Source organism: Hyalangium minutum (genome assembly GCF_000737315.1).
Taxonomy (GTDB): Bacteria; Myxococcota; Myxococcia; order Myxococcales; family Myxococcaceae; genus Hyalangium; species Hyalangium minutum.
The window spans coordinates 222,797-241,236 of sequence record NZ_JMCB01000018.1; the positions used below are offsets into that span (position 1 = coordinate 222,797).

The 18,440-nt window shown below is 65.5% G+C and carries 14 protein-coding genes; 10 read left to right on the forward strand and 4 right to left on the reverse strand.

What is annotated here, in order from left to right; translation table 11 throughout:
• Positions 1–25 precede the first annotated feature (25 nt).
• Together DB31_RS35425 and DB31_RS48285 are read left to right on the forward strand one after the other, a co-directional pair.
• A complete protein-coding gene (locus DB31_RS35425) occupies positions 26–1,084 on the forward strand; it encodes a hypothetical protein (RefSeq protein WP_044196353.1) in 1,059 nt (352 codons plus the stop codon).
• Positions 1,081–2,142, forward strand: coding sequence for a hypothetical protein (locus DB31_RS48285; protein ID WP_052420505.1), 1,062 nt, complete (start codon positions 1,081–1,083; stop codon positions 2,140–2,142). Before DB31_RS35425 ends, DB31_RS48285 begins: the two co-directional genes overlap by 4 nt.
• 729 nt (positions 2,143–2,871) lie before the next feature.
• Here DB31_RS48285 and DB31_RS49285 read toward each other — a convergent pair.
• Both DB31_RS49285 and DB31_RS50935 read right to left on the reverse strand, forming a co-directional pair.
• A complete protein-coding gene (locus tag DB31_RS49285; protein WP_157232327.1) occupies positions 2,872–5,181 on the reverse strand; it encodes an ATP-binding protein in 2,310 nt (769 codons plus the stop codon).
• A 637-nt stretch (positions 5,182–5,818) separates the two neighbouring features.
• A complete protein-coding gene (locus DB31_RS50935; RefSeq protein WP_044196357.1) occupies positions 5,819–6,553 on the reverse strand; it encodes a hypothetical protein in 735 nt (244 codons plus the stop codon).
• 47 nt (positions 6,554–6,600) lie between these two features.
• On the opposite strand from DB31_RS50935, the gene DB31_RS49295 reads away from it, so the two are divergent.
• The 8 genes from DB31_RS49295 to DB31_RS35480 all read left to right on the forward strand — a co-directional run bounded on the left by DB31_RS49295 (position 6,601) and on the right by DB31_RS35480 (position 15,762).
• The gene (locus tag DB31_RS49295) at positions 6,601–6,744 is read left to right on the forward strand and encodes a hypothetical protein (protein ID WP_157232328.1); all 144 of its coding nucleotides are present in this window, start codon (positions 6,601–6,603) and stop codon (positions 6,742–6,744) included.
• A 196-nt stretch (positions 6,745–6,940) separates the two neighbouring features.
• Positions 6,941–7,210, forward strand: a complete 270-nt coding sequence (locus DB31_RS35445) for a hypothetical protein (RefSeq protein WP_044196360.1) — start codon at positions 6,941–6,943, stop codon at positions 7,208–7,210.
• Positions 7,211–9,097: a DUF4129 domain-containing protein gene (locus tag DB31_RS35450; protein ID WP_044196362.1), complete on the forward strand. Its 1,887-nt coding sequence runs from the start codon at positions 7,211–7,213 to the stop codon at positions 9,095–9,097.
• Positions 9,090–10,382, forward strand: coding sequence for a DUF4350 domain-containing protein (locus DB31_RS35455; RefSeq protein WP_044196363.1), 1,293 nt, complete (start codon positions 9,090–9,092; stop codon positions 10,380–10,382). Before DB31_RS35450 ends, DB31_RS35455 begins: the two co-directional genes overlap by 8 nt.
• A complete protein-coding gene (locus DB31_RS35460; protein ID WP_044196365.1) occupies positions 10,379–11,380 on the forward strand; it encodes an AAA family ATPase in 1,002 nt (333 codons plus the stop codon). Before DB31_RS35455 ends, DB31_RS35460 begins: the two co-directional genes overlap by 4 nt.
• Positions 11,377–12,684: a DUF58 domain-containing protein gene (locus tag DB31_RS35465; RefSeq protein WP_044196367.1), complete on the forward strand. Its 1,308-nt coding sequence runs from the start codon at positions 11,377–11,379 to the stop codon at positions 12,682–12,684. The genes DB31_RS35460 and DB31_RS35465 overlap by 4 nt, the downstream gene beginning before the upstream one ends.
• Before the next feature lie 1,295 nt (positions 12,685–13,979).
• Positions 13,980–14,630, forward strand: coding sequence for a hypothetical protein (locus DB31_RS35475; RefSeq protein WP_157232329.1), 651 nt, complete (start codon positions 13,980–13,982; stop codon positions 14,628–14,630).
• Between the two features lie 679 nt (positions 14,631–15,309).
• The gene (locus DB31_RS35480) at positions 15,310–15,762 is read left to right on the forward strand and encodes a GNAT family N-acetyltransferase (RefSeq protein WP_044196446.1); all 453 of its coding nucleotides are present in this window, start codon (positions 15,310–15,312) and stop codon (positions 15,760–15,762) included.
• A 165-nt stretch (positions 15,763–15,927) separates the two neighbouring features.
• Here the strand turns inward: DB31_RS35480 and DB31_RS35485 are convergent, their stop codons facing one another.
• Both DB31_RS35485 and DB31_RS35490 read right to left on the reverse strand, forming a co-directional pair.
• Positions 15,928–17,340 (reverse strand): serine/threonine protein kinase, encoded by a 1,413-nt coding sequence (locus DB31_RS35485; RefSeq protein WP_044196372.1) that lies wholly within the window; start codon positions 17,338–17,340, stop codon positions 15,928–15,930.
• 61 nt (positions 17,341–17,401) lie between these two features.
• A partial coding sequence (locus DB31_RS35490) for a tetratricopeptide repeat protein (protein WP_044196374.1) occupies positions 17,402–18,440 on the reverse strand: 1,039 nt, incomplete at its 5' end.

Below are 18,440 nucleotides of genomic sequence, written 5' to 3' on the forward strand. Positions count from 1 at the left end.
CCGCCCACGGGAGAACGCTCCAGGAGTGAAGACTCGAGCCCCACGCCTCCGGCATCTCGCGCTGCTGCTGGCCTCATTGTCCGTCTCGGTGACTCCGGGCTGCATGTCGAGTCCCATGCTCGACTACAGCCTCGACGTGCCCGCGCAGACGCTGATCCCTCCGGGTGCCCCACCGGTCCAGGAGGGCCGGGCACGCTTCCGGGAGATCTTCTGCGCGCTGCTCGCACGGGAGCCCGGTGCCGCCGCGCGCCCCTGTGACGCGCTGCTCCATCGCTTGAGTGATGAGCCGCCTTCCTCGCGCCCTCCACGTCCCCTGCCCTCGCATGCTCCAGGGCTGGCGGTGATCTTCGTCCCTGGGATGCTTGGCGAGTGTGCGTCCGGGCTCGCGCCTCCCTTCGAGGCGGCCGTGCCCCACCTGCGCCGCTTGGGGTATGACGCACGGGTCGCCCCGGTGAATGCTTCCGCTCCCAGCCATGCCAATGCCGAGCGCCTCGCCCGAGAGATTGCAGAGAGCCATGCCGAGCGCATCGTCCTCGTCGGCCATGCCCGGGGAGCGGTGGACATCCTCGAACTCCTCGCGGCGAACCCCGCTGCGGCTTCGCGGGTGCAGGCGGTGCTGAGCGTGGCGGGCGCGATCAACGGCTCTCCGCTCGCGGATGCTCCGGCTGGGGCCTCGCTGCTCTTGCCTGGCAAGGGAGACCCCACGTGCACCGAGGGAGAGCGGGCCGCACTCCCGGATCTCCAGCGCGCCCACCGGTTGCGCTGGCTCATGGAGCACCCGCTTCCCCGGCCGCCGCGCTACTTCTCCCTCGGGGCCTTCTCGCCACGCTCGGACATGGCAAAGCCCCTGCGTGCCCGAGCCGCCGCGCTGGCACGGATCGATCCGCGCAACGATGGCCTGACGCCGTTCTTCGATCAGATGATCCCGGGCGCCGAGTTGCTCGGCTACGCGAATGCCGACCATTGGTCCGTCGTGTCCGATTCCCAGGCCCCGGGTCAGCCGCCGTTCCCGCGAGAGGTGCTGATCGAGGCCGCCCTCCTCCGCATCGTCGAGGCGCTCTCCAGCGGCGAGGCACGCCCATGAGCCTCCTCTCCGCTCCCCTGCTGGCCACGCTCGTGGGCATCACGATGGGCCTCACGGGCTGCGCCACCCCGCTCCTGGCCTACAAGGCCTCCGAGATGCCTCCGCTGCAGCTCGCGGTGGTGGGACAGCCCTCCTTCCAGGATGGGCGGGCACGCTTCCGGGAGATCTTCTGCGAGCTCGCCGCGCGCGAGGGCCAGCCCGGCGTGGACTGCGAGAAGCTGCTCGTTCGGCTTGCCGCGGAGCCCTCCTCCCAGGCACCCGCTTCGCTGCCGTCGCACGATCCGCGCCTGCGCATCCTCCTGGTGCCGGGCGGCTTCGCCGAGTGCTTCAAGGACGCCCCACTCTTCCCAGAGGCCCAGCCCCGGCTGAAAGCCGCTGGCTACTCGGTGAGTACGATCCCCGTCAGTGGGCGCTCGGGCAGCGCCTACAACGCCTGGCGTATCGCCGTGACGGTCGCGCGAACCCCCTTGCCTCCGGGTGGCCGGCTCGTGCTGCTGGGCTACTCCAAGGGCATCACGGACATCCTCGAGTTCCTCGTGCAGTACCCGAGCCTCGCGGCGCGGGTGCACGCGGTGGTCAGCATCGCGGGCAGCGTGAACGGCTCGCCGCTCGCCAACCGCTTCACTCCCCTCTACGAGGCCGCCGACGACTGGGTCTTGAGAAACTGCCCGCCGGGGGACCGGAACGTCGCGATGGAGCTGAGGCGCGAGCTGCGGCTGAACTGGCTCGCGAGGCACCGGCTGCCAAGCCACATCCGCTACTTCTCCCTGGGCACCATTGCCCCCGAGGCAGAGGTGGCGCGGGCGATGATGCTCACGGATGACTCGCTGCGGTACGTGGATCCGCTCCGGGACGGACAGCTGATCTTCTACGATCAGCTCCTGCCCGGCAGCACGCTGTTGGGCTACATGCGAGCCGACCACTGGGCCGTCGCCCTGCCGCTGCAGGAGCACTGGCACGTGCTGGCCACGAACTGGGCGGGGACGCACTTCCCTCGGGGCCTGCTGCTGGAGGCCCTCATGCTGCACCTGTCCGAGGCCCTGGGCGACAGCACCTGAGACGTGCCTCGAAGGCAAGGCGGGTCTGAATGGTGAATCCTGCTTTCCACCAAGCCGCTGTTGGCACGGGCTTGGTTCTCATCCTGAGCACGCACTGAGGAACCTCCAGGGGCGGCATGGGGTGGGCCCTGAGAATTTCGCCACTTGTGAGCCTGCGCAGTCCCTACTGCGGCTCTGCTCAGGATGAGATCCACACCCGTTGGCAGTTGGCACTGTTGATGCGACACCTTCGCCTGTTGCCGGATGAAGTCACCCAACTGCGCACATCCTAAGGCGAAAAACACATAGGGAGCACCGCTGTCGTCCATGGGAGTTCTGAGGGAAAAGCCGCTCAGGAGCCGAAAGAATTAACAGTGCAGTATTAGGTGTATCCGTCCGGCGACCGCCGTGCCGGAGCGCTTGAAGACGGGCGGGGGCTCTTCGCTCGCATCGCCGAACAACTCCGCCAAGTCCCAACTCCCTCCTGACGCCTCGCAGCTCTTTGATAACCTCGACGCCGACCGGTACGTGCCACTGTCATGACTGCGGGCGCTGCCGCATGTCCATTCGCCACGCGCGGCGCACAGACACCGCCATTGGATGGAGATCTGCCCGGCACATGCCTTCGCGTGACCGATCCGGGCTAGAACTGCCATTGCAGTCAGCCTATGCCAACCGAAGCAAACTGAGTGCTCTGCAAGCGCTAAGACTCTTCTTTACAAGTCAATTTAGCGCACGGTGTGATTTATACTACAGGTGAAATTTCCTGGCTAGGCGTTCACATTCAGATGCGGCCATCGGATCATCTGGAAACTCCTCGCGCCAATCCTTCATCAAGGCAGGTAGCTTTACCCTCACACCGAGCGCTTCGTAGGTGAGGGCGAGTGAGCGGTAGGAGTATCCTCTGAGATCTATGTTCTCTGGGCTGCTCTTGCTTAAGCCGTCTAGCGCACCCTCAAGATGGGCTTGCGCCTTCAGGAATTCATCTCTCGCTCGCTCGCGATGCATGCCGGCTGCTAGATCTTTGCCGAGGCGACTTCTGGCTTGGCCTGCAAAAGATCTCAAGGAACTATTGCCCGGCAAGAGATTTAAGCCTTTCTCTGCGGCCTCCGCAGCTTTAGTCCACTCGTGTTCAGCAAATTCCATCGACACCCAATGCTTATACATCTCTTCATTGCGGTGCTTGAGTTGATACGCGCGCTCGAACTTCTCCCGCGCATCGGTGACTCTTCTGGGTTCCCATGCTTTATATACCCAGCCCAAGAATCCAAGCAGGGTGGGGTCGTTGGGGCGTCGCTGCAAAGCCTTTTTGAGAAGATCTTCTGCCTTCGCGTGCTCTCGGCTCTTAACCAACAATACCGCTTGGCGGATAGCATCCTGCACTTCTTCGCGCCCAGTTCCTTTGGGGAACTCTCCAGAAAGCGCTTTGTATGCTCCTTCAACACGCCGCCAGAGGTCAGTTCGAGCATGAACTGTTCTCACTAATGCACGAGTATTAATATTGACTTCATATCTGGGCTCCCCATCTATGACTCGAGGTTTAGGCACCAAAAAGAGCCGCTGGAGTTCTGCAATTGAGCTTCCAAGAAGATCATCAGCGAATCCAGTGAGACTCTGAAGCTCCAGAAAAGATGGCGCATGCTTAACCATACATGCTGCAATCAGCACTTCTCGCGCCCTAGGCGAGAGCTTATCAAGCTCTCGGCCCAATGCATATTTTCTCGCTTCGTCGCCAGAGCGAGTGCGCCACTCGTTAATCGCCTGATGGAGTGGCATGATAGCAGCCAAGCGAATGAGGTCCTCCATATACAGAGGGGAAGACTCAGTGGCAGAAACAATATCGGCGATAGAATGCGAGGTGAGTTCTTTGACGTCAAGACTCATCATTTGATAGCGAGACTTGATAAAGTCTTCAGCATCGTCTTTGCTCAACCCCGTCACTTGGGTAACCGTATGGCCGGTTCCCAGGATTGTTCTGCGGGAAGTTAACAACGCTTTGGATTTTGTCTGAGGAAGCAATAGAGTGAAGAATTCGATAGCATCTTCCCCCGCGCCCTCTAGGCTGTCGATATCGTCCACCACGACCAAAGCGGGAAACAAGTTCAAGAGCTCAAGGCATCGAGCCCTTTTTGTTTCCAAAGGACGAGAAGCGTCTTCACGCCACCCATAGAGGGTGAGGAGTTTCGAAAGCGCGCTGTCGAGGTTGGAGAAATCCGGCTCATCTATATTTTGTACTTGCCCTTCTTGAAAGCGCTTGAGCTTGGCACTTAGCCAAATTACTATTTGAAATGGTGCGGGGGCGCGTTTCTTCACTTCTTCTGCAAAAGCGTAAGCCAATGCAGATTTGCCCTTACCTCCATCGCCAACAAGCACCCATCGGCGGCTCAGTGGATCGTCAAACCACTTTCTGAGTTCATCGAGTTCGATAGTTCGTCCTACGAAGTCAACAACAATTGTTTCCCGCGGGGGAAGTCGATCTTCCAACGAAGGAGGGATGTCGCTCTCGCTTGCGATAGGCCTCCCACTCAATTGAGAGCTCAAATGAGCAACCTGCTCTGCCTCCTTTTCAAAGGAAAGTTGAGTCAGAACTCTGCGTGCGCAATCGAGCAAGACAAACGCATCTTCAAACGAGAAATCTGTCTCCGCTGGGTGCGAAAGTGGGTCTCGCAGAGCCTTGATGTTTTGCATCCATTGAAGCAGAGCCCGTTTTGACAACTTACGCTCATTTGGGTCGAGCGAGCCCACTGAAGGCACAAGCACGTCAAAGTGAACGTCAAAGATGTTGAAGAAGTGATTGACGCCAAGGAGGTCGAACTCGTCTAGAAGTGGGGCGCTGATTTCTCCTGTCTTTCGTCGTTCCTCGGCAGCGGCTTTTATTCCAGCCCACTCTTTTTGAAAGGGCTGTTGTAGCTTCTTCTGGAAATCTGTTGGGAACGCCTTGGTAAGTGCGTCGCGAGTATGGCGAACAATTGTATTTCGATAGATTCTTTGAATACCTTCGTAACAGAGCCCGAGATTCGTCATGGCCACGATTAAATAATGAGGCAGGATTTTGGTCAAGCAGTTAGTCCTACTGTGTCATAAACGTTAGGGCTCCCTCGGGAATAGTCGTGTTGGCTGCTCCGGAGGAGCAGGACATTCCCGAGGGAAAGCCAGGCGTTTGGGACATCGTAGGATTAGCAGGGTTTTGAAAAGGGGCTTGAGGGTCTTCTGACATACAACCCATGGGGATGGAGCCTCAACATCATACAATGGGTGCTAGGCCTCTCGAAGTCTGCCTTGAAAATGTTCTGCTCGACACACCAAACTCGTTAGCCGACAATGTTTCCCAGGGAGTAACAACGCAGGCATGCGTTAGCGGAGTTCCGGTGCATACAGGGGACGTGTTTTCGGCATCGCAGAGTCCCTCCCCCCAAGGGAAGGAGCCATGAAACCGGCGCAACTCCAATCCTCGCTGGAGCAGGACAGGTGGTGCCGAACACCCTCTCCGTGCTTTCGTCTCCAAAGACAGGCCTGATTCAAAGTCAGGGGCTGCGGAGATCAGAAGGTGAGCGAGGTCGGGCATTTGTGCAGGAGGAGGCGCGTCTTGGTGGATACCGTCCGTAGCAGTCGCGGATTCTGATCGCGCTCCTGGATGTCATCTCAGGTAGGCGACGAGGCCGCTTACCTGTCCGGTTCCCAGTAGGAAAGAGGTGAGCTACAGCGCCCCCCGGGAGAAGGCGGCGGGATGGAGCTGGCGAGCCCCATCCCCCCAAGTGGCTTCCGCAGGGAAAAGGCGCAGGAGCCGGGAGCAGTGGAGCATGAGTGGAGTGCCAGGACAACGGCGGCGCGCGTTGCGCTGGGCCGAGATGGAGTGGAGCCCGGAGTTGGAGGACCCACGGCAGGCGCGGGGCAAGAGGTACGAGCACCACGGGCTGTTGGGGCTGTTGGGGCTGTTGGTGGCAGCGTTCGCCTGTGGGCTGAAGAGCTTGAGGCGGATGGAGGACTTGGCCACGGACTTGGGAGCGCGCGTGCGCAAGCGGCTTTCGGTGCCCCAGAAAGTGTCGGACACCACGCTGTGGCGGCTGTTGGCCGGGCAGTCGACGGCGGGGCTGCGGCAGACGGTGGCCGCCCAGGTGCGCAGGCTGCTCAAGAAGCCAGGGCTGCAGAAAGTGGCGCTGCCAATGGGCGTCATGTCCTTCGATGGCAAGAGCCTGTGGACCAGCCAGCAGCAGCAGGTGCCCGGGCTGGAGGCGGTGGCCAATGACGAAGCGGGCACGCCGCTGTGGCGCCTGGGAGCGCTGCGGGCGGTGCTCACCCACTTGGTGGCCGCCCCCTGCGTGGACCTGGAATTCATCGGCGCCAAGGAGGGCGAGAGCCCGGCGTTCCGTCGGTTGCTGCCGCGGGTGGTGAAGACATGGGGCGAGCACTTCCAGGTGCGACCGCCAGCCATGCCTGCACTCGCGCTCCTCGCTGGAGGTGACGGCCTGGCTGCGAGTGATGGCCTACAACCTGGTGTCGGCTTGGCGTGCGCGGCTGCCGCTCAAGGACAGGCTGCCAGTGGCCTGGGCTCGCGCCTGCGAGATGCTGCGCGACGCGCTCGTCCACGGTCGCGCGGAGGTGCCCCTGCCCACACTCGCCTGACGGGTTCGCCGGCCCCTCCGCCTTCTCCCTCATCTCGAACTCACTGCACGGCCGCCCGGCCGAACGGCGCAGCATTGCCTTCGTGCACCCGCTCTCATCAGGCTCTACTCACGCGATCGCAGAGGCCTGACTTTGGATCAGGCCTGGCCTCCAAAGAGGGTAGGACAGACGGCCCGGGATTTCGTAGGCTGGGGCCATGCTCCAGGGCTCGGGCCGCTGCCACTATCACCCGGATCGCGCGGGGCTCGGCATCTGCGTCGAGTGCCGGCGGGTCATCTGCCGAGAGTGCACCACGCAGTTCGAGGGCATCAACCGCTGCGCGAGCTGCCTCGAGAAGCGCCTCAAGGTGCTGGAGGGCCCCGCGCAGCGCCAGGAATGGTCGTTCGGCAATGTGGTGCTCGCGCTGCTGAGCGTGGGCATTGTCTATGGGGGGGTCCGCCTGGCCATCGTGCTGGCGGGTTACTGAATGGCCGTCTCCGCGCTCGAGCTGCGCCCCCGAGGCGCTGTCGCCATCCTGGATGCCGCCCTGCGGCTGTGCTCGCGCACCACGGGCGTCTGGGCACTCACGCTGCCCGGTGGGGCCCTGGTCACCGCTGCCCTGCTCCACCTGGCCGACGCGGCGACTCACCGCCAGCCGCTGGCCCTGCCCGCACTGTGGATGACGCTCGCCTGGCTCGCCCGCGGCGTGCTCCAGGGCGCCACCTGCCACTACTTGCAGGAGCTGCTCTTGGGGCAGAAGGAGCCCGCTGCGCTCTCCAGCCTGCGTGCCGCTCTGGGCCGACTGCCCAGCCTCTTCGCCACGACGGCCTTCCTGCTCGTCTTCAACACCGCCACGCTCGTCTTCTCGCTGGGGCTCGCCTTCTTCCTGCTGTCCTCTCACATCGTCGGCTACGCGGTGACGATGCAGGGCAAGGGCAGCCCCCTCCGGCTGTATGGGCTGTGCTCGCGGATGCTGGGACCGGCGCGCGCCAGCGCCACGGGCGTGCGGATGATGCTGCTGGTGCAGGCGCTGCTCCTGGTCAACCTCCACCTGGCGATCAACGTGCTGTTCTGGCTGGGCCGGACCCTGCTGGGCATCGATCTCACCTTCGCCGAGCGCTTCGCGTCGATCGACAACCCTTCCTGGTGGCTCTTCATCGTCGCGCTCACCTTCACACTCTTCGAGCCCATCAAGGCGGCCACCTCCACCCTTCTGCTGGTGGACGGGCGAGTGCGCCAGGAAGGGCTGGATCTGCTCGCCTCGGTGCAACAGCTCCCAGCGCGGAAGAGCCCCGGCTCGGCCCGGAGCGCGGCACTTGTCTTCCTGTGCGTCCTGCTCGGCGGCACGGCGGCCCGGGCCCAGACCGAGCCCCAGGAAGAGGTGGTGCCGCGCTCGGAGCTTCGCCAGCGCCTGGAGGCGGTGACCGAGCGCTGCAACGCCGAGGGTGATGGCGTGGAAGAGTCCCTTGAGGCCACGGACTCGCTGAGCCAAGCGGAGGCCATCAAGCTCCAGCGCCTGCTGCGCAGCGTGGAGCAACTGGCGAACGAGGACGAGGACTGCACAGCGGCGCGAGAGAAGCTGCAGCAAGGCCTGACGCTGGCCCGGCAGACGTCGGAACTCGAGCAGGCCCCACCGGACGCGCGGGCCGCCTCCGCGAAGGCCCAGGACATCCTCTCGCGCCCCGAGTTCGCCCAGGCCCCTCCCCCTCCCGAGAAGGAGGAGCAGGTGAAGGAGGAGTCCGCGCCGCCCGAGGAGTCCGGCTGGTGGAAGGACTTCAAGGACTGGCTGAAGAAGATGCTCAAGAAGCTCTTCGAGCCAGATCCCGACCGCAAGCCGCCTCCCCGGCGTGCCGACTTTGCGCCCTCGACGGGCATGAGCGGTGCCAACGTCATCGTGGTCCTCGGCATCGCGCTGACGGTGGTGGTGCTGGCGGCCGTGCTCATCCGCGCCCTGGGCCGCCGGCAGAAAGAGGAGACCGCGCAGCTCGAGGTGAGCACGCTGGACGCGAAGGCGCTCGCGAACGACGAGCTGAGCGCCCTGGCCCGCCCGCCAGAGGGCTGGGCCCACCTGGCTGACGAGCTGGCCGCCAAGGGCGAGTACCGCGAGGCGGTGCGCAGCCTCTACCTGGCGCTGCTGTCCCGGCTGCACCGCGAGGGCGCCATCCTCTATGACTCCACGCTGAGCAACTGGGACTACCTGCGCCACTTCAAGGGCCGCCGGGACTGGCTGCCGCCCTTCCGCGAGCTGACGCGCCGCTTCGACTTCGCCTGGTACGGCAACCTGCCGGTGGGGGCTCAGGGCTACCAGGACTTCCGCGCCCTCACGCAGCCGCTGCTCAACGCGCCCGCGCAGCTGGAGGCCCCCGGTGCGTGATCGTTTCCCCCTGCTCGTCGTGGGTGGACTGGTGCTCGTGGCACTGCTGGGCAACCTCCTGCTGAAGGGGGCCTCTCGCAGCGGGTTCGCGGACGTCCTGTCCACGTACCGGGCCTCGGAGGGCGGCGCGAGGGCGCTCTACCTGCTGCTCCAGGAGAGCGGCCTGCCCGTGGTCCGGCGCTCCTCGGATCTCCAGGTGATGGACAAGGACTCCTCCGCCACGGTGGTGCTGCTGGCGGTGGACGTGAGCGGCTCGCGCGAGGACGACCCGGACGAGACGATGCTCGCCGTCGATCGCGGCGATGACTTGTCGAGCGAGGACGTGCCCAGCGAGGGCCTCAACTTCCTCAAGGCCCAGCGGCTGAGCGAGGACGAGCGCGAGAAGCTGATCGAACACGTGAAGGCGGGACACTCGCTCGTGTACGTGGTGTGGGGCTCGCGGGAGAACCCGCTCCTGGACGCGATGAAGGTGAAGCTGTCCAAGGTGGACACCTCGCTGCCCATGCGCACGCTCGTGCCTCCGCTGTCCACGCCGTACACATTGGGCGTGGAGCGCGTGGAGGCCAAGGTGCAGTCCTTCCTGGAGCTTCCCTCGGACGCGGTGCCCGTGCTGCAGGACGCGCAGCTGGAGCAACCGGTGGCGGCGGTGGTACCGCTGGGCCTGGGCAAGGTGCTGGTGGTGGGCGCCCCCGAGCTGGCGATGAACCAGGCGCTCGCACGCGCGGACAACGCGCAGTTCTGGCTGAGCACCCTGCGCGCCCTGGGCCCCGGGCCCTATGAGTTCAGTGAGTTCCACCACGGCTTCACCGACCAGCGATCGATCATCGACTTCGCGCGGCGCTATGGCCTGCAGTTCGCGGTGGCGCAGCTGCTGCTCGGGCTGGGGCTGTGGTCCATCTCGCTCAAGCGCTTCGGCCGCCCGCGCCCACCGCCCGAGTCCGTCCGCGTGGGCGCCACGGATGCCCTCTTCGCCATGAGCCGCCTCTACCGCGAGGGCGGCCACCAGCCGTTCGCCGCCGGGCTGATTGCCAAGGGGCTGACGCAGGACCTGGCCATCTACGCCGGGCTGCCCGCGCACTCCTCCGCGCCGGCCGTGGCCGAGGGGCTGCTGGCGCGCAGCCGGGAGGATCTGTCCCAGGGTCTGCGGGCCATCGTGCGCCGCGCCGAGGAGACGAAGAGCGACAAGGATCTCCAGCAGCTGGCCGCGCGCGCCGCCGAGCTGCGCAACCGCATCCATCCCACCGGGCGATTGCACGCGCCCACCGCATCCGCCGAGGAGTCATGACCGTTCCATCCGTCCCCGCCCCTTCCTTCGCCCAGCCGGGCAACGTGGTGCAGGCAGCCAATGCGATCCGCGAGGGCGTGTTGAGCGAGGTGCGCAAGGCCGTCGTTGGCCAGGACGAGGCGCTGGAGCTGATGCTCTGCGGCCTCATCGCCGGCGGCCATGTGCTGCTGGAGGGCGTGCCGGGCGTGGCCAAGACGCTGATGGCCAAGGCGCTGGCGCGCAGCGTGAGCGCGGACTTCAAGCGCATCCAGTTCACGCCGGACCTGATGCCCGCGGACATCCTGGGCACCAGCATCTTCGACTTGAAGTCCCAGGCCTTCGTGCTGGTGCGAGGGCCGATCTTCACGGACCTGCTGCTGGCGGACGAGATCAACCGCGCTCCGGCGAAGACGCAGTCCGCGCTCCTGGAGGCGATGCAGGAGCGCGCCGTGTCGCTGGAGGGCCGCAACATCACGCTCTCTCCCCTCTTCACGGTGTTCGCCACGCAGAACCCGGTGGAGTCCGAGGGCACGTACCCGCTGCCAGAGGCGCAGCTCGACCGCTTCCTGTTCAAGATCGAGGTGGGCTACCCGGCGCCCGAGGAGGAGGACGCGATCCTCGCGTCGGTGAACCGTGGCTTCGACGCGGGAGACCTGGCGCGCGCGGGCGTGGGGGCGGCGGTGGCGAAGGAGGGGCTGCTGGGGGCTCGGACGGCGATGAACGAGGTGACGGTGGAGCCGCCGGTGCTCTCGTACATCCGCAAGCTGGTGTCGGCCACGCGCAGCTCCAGCCGCATCCGTCTGGGCGCGGGGCCTCGCGCGGCGGTGCACCTGCTGATGGCGGCCAAGGCGCTGGCGGCGCTGCGAGGCCGGGGCTTCGTGACACCGGATGACGTGCGCTTCCTGGCGAACCCCGTGCTCAAGCACCGGCTGCTGCTGTCGCCGGAGGCGGAGCTGGACGGAGCCACGCCCACGGATGCACTGCGCGAGGTGGTTCAGTCCGTCGAGGTTCCCCGGTGATACCGACCACGCGCCTGTGGGCGCTGCTCGCCCTGCTGGCGCTGCCGATGATGGCGGCGGGCTTCTCTCCGGGGCTGGGCGGGCTCGTGCTCGCGCTGGACGTGCTGGTGCTGGGACTGGCGGCGGTGGACTTCCTGATGGCGCGCCGGGCGCGGCTCGAGGTGCAACGGAAGCTGCCCTCGAAGCTGTCGGTGGGCGTGGCGAACCGGGTGGAGGTGCTGCTGATCCACCGCTCCAGCCAGGCGGTGCAGGTGCGCGTGCGAGACGACGTGCCGGACGGCTTCACCGCGACACCGGAGGAGGCACCGCTGCAACTGCCACCGGAGAGCCAGACGCGGTGGGTGTACCGGGTGACGCCGACGAAGCGCGGCAAGTTCTCCTTTGGCGACGTGCACGTGCGGGTGCAGGGGCCATTGGGGCTGGTGTTTCACGAGCGCGCATTCAAGGTGGGCGAGGCGGCCTCGGTGTTCCCGGATCTGCGGGGAGCGAGCCGGCTGCTGCTCTCGGGGGCCGCGCTGGACCTGGTGAACCTGGGCCTGCGCCAGCTGCGGCGGGACGGCAGAGGGAGCGAGTTCGCGCGCCTGCGTGACTACGCGCAGGGAGACTCGGTACGCGAGGTGGACTGGAAGGCCACGGCACGCCGGAACAAGCCGGTGACGCGGGTGATGGAGTCCGAGCGCTCGCAGTCCATCCTCATCTGCGTGGATGCGGGGCGCTCAATGGCGGCGCAGGTGGACGGGCTGACGAAGCTGGACCACGCGGTGAACGCAGCGCTCTTCCTGGCTTTCGTGGCGGTGAAGAATGGAGACCGGGTCGGGCTGGTGGTGTTCGCGGACGGGGTGAAGGCGTACCTGGCGCCAGCGGCGGGCCGTGGGCAGTACCGGAAGATCGTGGACGCGCTGTACTCGGCGACGCCGAGCCTCACGTACGTGGACTACCTGGCGCTCTTCAAGGAGCTGAACCTCCGGCTGACACGGCGGAGCCTACTGTGTGTCTTCACGGACTTCCTGGACGAGGAGCAGGCTTCGACGATGATCGATCCGCTGCACCGGCTGGCGCGACGCCACGTGCCGCTGTGCCTGTCGGTGAAGGACTCGGCGCTGCTGGGACTGCTGCGCCGGCCACCGCCCGGACCGGAAGAGGCGTTCCAGCACGCGGTGGCCTCGGAGCTGCTGATGGACCGCGAGCTGCTCAAGGCCAAGGTGAGCATGGGCGGGGTGCAGATGATCGACGTGCAGCCCGACGAGCTGAGCCTGGCGGCGGTGAACCGTTACCTGGACATCAAGGCGCGCGGAGTGCTGTAGCGCGGGGTGTAAGATGGCTAGAAGGCCATACACCAAGACACGGTGGACATGGTCATCAAGACCTGCTCAGAGGCACGGCGTGCTGAGCTTTGCGGCAATGGCCAAGAAAATTCCCCGGCGTGTCTCAAGTGCGGCGGCCCCAGAAAGTGAAGTGGCGCCCGCTTGTGCTGAGCTGCGCAGCCGTGCTCCTGGCTCTACCTCTCCTGCTTTTGCTGTGGGTGCTCCTGAGGCCGGAATTGACGGCGGTCTCTCCTTCAGGGGTGCACATCAGCCCCATGCTCGACGCAGAGCAGCGCATGCGCTTGACGACTTACCGCCGTGAGTGCCGCTCGCGCGGCGACTGTGAGCCGCCACTGGGTTGCTTGTATGAGGCTCGATACAAACAAGCATATTGCACCGATAGCCAGTGCATGACGGATGCGCAGTGTCCGGAAGCACAGGGATGCCGCGCGCTGGCGACCTATGAAAATGGGCCGCAAGTGCGCATCTGCGTGCCTATCGGCATACGGCAAGAAGGTCAGGGTTGCGATCCCGCTCCAGAAGACAAACAGCATGCGTGCGCGGCCGGACTTGTGTGCGGAGGCCGCAACAACAGTTGGTGTGGCCGGCCGTGCCGTCTGGGAAGCCAAGAAACGGACTGCCCTGACGGCTTTTTCTGCGCGGATACCGTCCCCGCCCCCATGTGCCTGCCAACCTGCGAAACGCGCGGTTGCCCTGAAGGCCAGTCATGCGTCCAGTTCGATGAGGGAGCCTCGGTCTGCGCCCAGGTGTATGGCCCCAACTGCCAGCAGTCACCGTGTCCCGAGGGGCGCAGGTGCATCGCGTTTGGGGAGGCAGCCCATCCGGGCAAGGTATGGACCGAGTGCGTCGAGCGCTGTGGCAAGGACTCGCCTCTCTGCAGCACCGGAAAAGTCTGTGACGTCTACCATTGCATTCCCGCCTGTGACCCACAGGCCCCCGGTACATGCGGCAATGGCTACCGATGCGGGCAGGCCTCGCCGACAGCGCCATTTGGGTGCTTGCCAGACTGGTAGCCCCTCCCTCGTGTTACCTGTTACCAAGCGCTCCCAGTCCACTTCCGACTGCCAGTCAGAAGTTTCCACCCCACGCACAGGTGGAGACGCTGGAATATAACAGCAACCCTGTTGCATTACTGGCCTGTTATACTGCGAGTGAAGCCCAACCCTGCTTTGCTCCGAGGTTCAGTCATGCATCTTGTGAAACGGGTTGTCGTTGCTGTGGGTCTCCTGATCATGTCCGCTTGCGGAGGGGCCATCGCAGAGAGAGAACCGGATGTGCCGCCTCTGAATGAGCTGCCTCCGGATGTGCCGCCTCTGAATGAGCTGCCTCCGAATGAACCGCCTCCGTGTCAGCCGTCTCCGCCCCCGGCCGAGGACGCAGCTCACCTCGGCGCCGTGCATGCCTATTCCCAGAGCTGCCGCTATACCCTCTCCTACTCGACGCGCGTGGTGCCAGATGAGCCACACGCCGTCACGGTCTACGACATCTCCATCGATCGCACGCAGGAATGCTCCTGTCTCTGGGCGTCCCAGAGCACACGGCTCATGACGTCGTACACCCTGCCTGCCCTCTCGATCGCAGCCACCGACAAGGGAGTGGCCGTCAGCTACACCCACAAGACGTCCTGGTCCACGGTGGGGAGCAACTACATCCCTCGCTACCTCAACATCAAACACATCGCACCGGATACGCTTGCGACCGTGAGAGACGTGCAATGGGGCGCCTGGGGTTGTGAGAGCGCCTGCCCTCCGGCTCACATCTACTCGGGGCAGCTCTCCTTCCCGAATGGGGGTGACACGCTTCGGGTCGATGGAACCAAGAGCGGAATCATCCGGGGCGAGATCGGCAGTGGCAATAGCTTCAGCGCCCTCTTGCCGTCCTTCTTCACCAGCACGACGGCGCCCTCCATCCAGGCCTCCCCGTAACGGGCACCTCGGCGACTCGGAACTTCTGACCAGGAGGGCTGGTCGGGATAGAGGCACAGGTCGGAAAAGGTGGGCATAGGCTTGAGCAAGGCGGGTGCGGCCATCTCCGGGTATATCCTCGTAGGGGAGCGGCCCATTCGTCGGAGCTAACTGGTTAGCTCCGGCCACCTTCGGGCCCCCCCTCGTCGGGGAACCGCCCGTTCATCGGAGCTAACTGGTTAGCTCCGGCCACCTGTTGGCAGCGGCCCTCTGGCCTCTGTATTCCGACCAACCCTGCCAGTCGGAAGTCTGGAGCAGCCGCTTCCACTTGAGTGGAACCCACGGACGGCCCTGGCTCCTGTGACCGAGCACGATGGTTGGGGGATCCAGGCCGTCAAAAGATCCGGCTGTTTGCCGGGTAGCGTTCTTACAGATGAGTTGCATCCCTGCAGCGAGCCGGATCCTGGCAGTGCGCGCTGGGTGAGGTAGGCAGGGGCCGGAGCAGGCCGAGCGCCATCGCGAACGCCCAGCAGGAGCAACAGGGCCACTCCCAGTGCCGGGTATGAACGGCGGCAATACGCGTGATCTTCGTAGATGTGGACGAAGACAATATTGCCCTGCCGGATGACGCGGTCGACCCCGGCGTGGGACGCGGGCTAGAGTCGGCTCGTCACTCGGCTCGCGGAGACCGGCTCTCTTGGTGATCCTGCGCAACGTTACAGATGAAGACCTCCCGATCTTCTTCGAGCACCAACAGGACGCAGTCGCGCTGCGCATGGCCGCATTCCCGTCGCGGGAACGCGATGCCTTCCTGACCCACTGGCGCACGAAGGTTCTCCGCCCCGAGAACGTGACCCGCACCATCGTCGTTGGCGGCTTGGTCGCTGGGTACATCGGCAGTTGGGAACAGGACGGCAAGCGCCTCGTCGCCTATTGGATAGGTCGCGAGCACTGGGGCAAGGGCATCGCGACACGGGCGCTCTCGGAGTTCCTCGTGCTCAAGCCGATTCGTCCGCTCCATGCGTGGGTCGCTGTCCACAACGTCGGGTCGATCCGCGTCCTCGAGAAGTGTGGCTTCCGCACGGTGGCCCAGGAGAACCCGCAGCACGCGGACAGAGTTGCTGAGGTACTCATGACGCTTGGTCCGAAATAGTATGAGCCGGGTACCCGCAGGACACAGGCCGGTTCCCAGCGCACCGCGTCCTTAAGCAACTTCCCTGAAGGGGGGAGTCGGAAGCAAACGCACGCTGGTTCCGAATGGTCGGAAGCAAGTGGAACCCACGGACGACCCTGGCTCCCGAAAACACATCGGCGCGGCTCAGCGGGGAGCTCGCGCGCCGGAGGTGTTGGGCCGCTTGGAGGAACCGGGTGGGAAGACCGGCACGTAGCAGGCCCCCTGATACATCTCTCCCTGGAGCACATCACACTCCTCGCGGCTGACAGCCGTGCGCGCCCAGCAGGCCCCGTTGAGGATGACCTGCCGGGAATGGGGACACCGCCCCTTCTTGTCAGGCTGGGCCTGGGCCTCGAAGGGCTCGGGCAGCGTGTCCGAGGCCACGGACTGGGAGGTGGACGGAGGTCCAGCGGAGGGCTCGGCCGAAGCCGCCGCTTCGCCCAGACCCGTGGGCTGTCCCTGGAACGGGCTCGTGCACGTGGCGAGGGGCTCGGCGTCTGGAGCAGGCCGAGCGCCATCGCGAACGCCCAGCAGGAGCAACAGGGACACTCCCACCGCCCGAGCGAGGAACGCACCCAAGGCGGAGGCGCTGATCCAGGGGAAGCGGCGCGAGCGTTGCCCAGGCAGGGCGGACGGGTCGGCGGAGGCGTCCGAGGAGCACGAGCCAAGCGAATCGGCGGCGCGCTCCAGCGCGGGGGGCAGATCCGCGGCGCTGATGCGCTCCTCGGGGCGAATGGCGAGCATCTGCAGAATCATCTCGCGCTGCGGCGCAGGCACCCGGGCCGAGGACAAGGCGCGCGGCAGCCGCAGCGCCTCCAGGTACCAGGAGCCCTGGGCATCCTTCTTGAGGTCTCCCATGTCCGGGTACTTGCCGGTGGCGAGCACGCAGGCGGTGACGCCCAGGGCGAACACGTCATCGGCGGGGCCGGGGCGATAGCGCTCTGAGGAGAGGCGGTGGCGCTGGATGAAGAGCCAGGCCTCGGGGGAGCGGTAGGCGGGAGTGCCCGGAGGCAACTGCTGTGGAGTGAGCGAGGCTGCGTCCGGGTAGATGCTGGAGCCGAAGTCGGTGACGAACAAGCGGCTGTCGGAGCGGCGCACGAGAAGGTTGGCGCCCTTCAAGTCGCGGTGGAGTGCATCCTGGGCGTGGAGGTACTGGAGGGCGAGGGCCGCCTGGGAGAGCAGCCGCAGCTGCTGTGCGGCCGAGGGGCGGAACATGCGAGCCCAGTCATAGAGGGGCACGCCGTCCACCCACTCCATGGTGACGAAGGGATACCGAGCGCCGCTGGGGCTGAGCCAGAAGCCGGAGTCCAGGAGGCGAGGAATGTGGGGATGGAGGCAGCGGGAGAGCAGCTCGCGCTCGCGCTGGAAGCGAGGATCGTCCGGAAGGAGTGCGAGCTTGAGGGCAGCGGGAGGCACATGCTCCTGGCCGATGCGGACGACACGGTAGACAGCGCCGTTGACGCCCCGGCTGACCCAGTCGAGCACACGCCAGGGGCCTACGAGGGAGCCAGGAGCAAGGAGGGCCGGGTGGAACTGGGGAGCGTCTTCACGGGACATAGGGTGAGGATCATCCTACCTCAAAGGTAGGGCCAGGGTCACCACACGGTTGCCCGAGTTGTCAGTTGATGCCCGCGAGGCGCCTGAATTCTTCGATGCGCCCCTCAAGTTCGGGATGAAGAGGGCGCTGGAGCGCTTCATGGTTTTGCTGCAGATTTCTGATCATGATCGCAGTGTTGTTCCGCAAAGCTGGAGGGAAGCGCTTGAACAAGGGCCAGATCAGGTCGAAGGCCTCCTGCGTGGCCGCCAGGGCCTCCTCGCGCCGCCCCAGCTCGCTCAACCTGGTGCCCAGGTTGTTGAGGCAGCGAGCCAAGTCGGGCTGGAAGGCATCCGGGTTGCGCTGAGCCAGGGCGCGTCGGAGGACCACCGCCTCCTGCGTGGCCGCCAGGGCCTCCTCGCGCCGCCCCAGCCCGCTCAACATGGCGCCCAGGTTGTTGAGGCAGCCAGCCAAGTCGGGCTGGAAGGCATCCGGGTTGCGCTGAGCCAGGGCGCGGTAGAGTTCCACCGCCTCCTGCGTGGCCGCCAGGGCCTCCTCGCGCCGTCCCAGCTCGCTCAACCTGACGCCCAGGTTGTTGAGGCTCATGGCCAAGTCGGGCTGGAAGGCATCCGGGTTGCGCTGAGCCAGGGCGCGTCGGAGGACCACCGCCTCCTGCGTGGCCGCCAGGGCCTCCTCGCGCCGCCCCAGCTCGCTCAACCTAGTGCCCAGGTTGTTGAGGCTCATGGCCAAGTCGGGCTGGAAGGCATCCGGGTTGCGCTGAGCCAGGGCGCGGTAGAATTCCACCGCCTCCTGCGTGGCCGCCAGGGCCTCCTCGCGCCGCCCCAGCTCGCTCAACCTGGTGCCCAGGTTGTTGAGGCAGCCAGCCAAGTCGGGCTGGAAGGCATCCGGGTTGCGCTGAGCCAGGGCGCGTCGGAGGACCACCGCCTCCTGCGTGGCCGCCAGGGCCTCCTCGCGCCGCCCCAGCTCGCTCAACCTAGTGCCCAGGTTGTTGAGGCTCATGGCCAAGGCGGGCTGGAAGGCATCCGGGTTGCGCTGAGCCAGGGCGCGGTAGAATTCCACCGCCTCCTGCGTGGCCGCCAGGGCCTCCTCGCGCCGCCCCAGC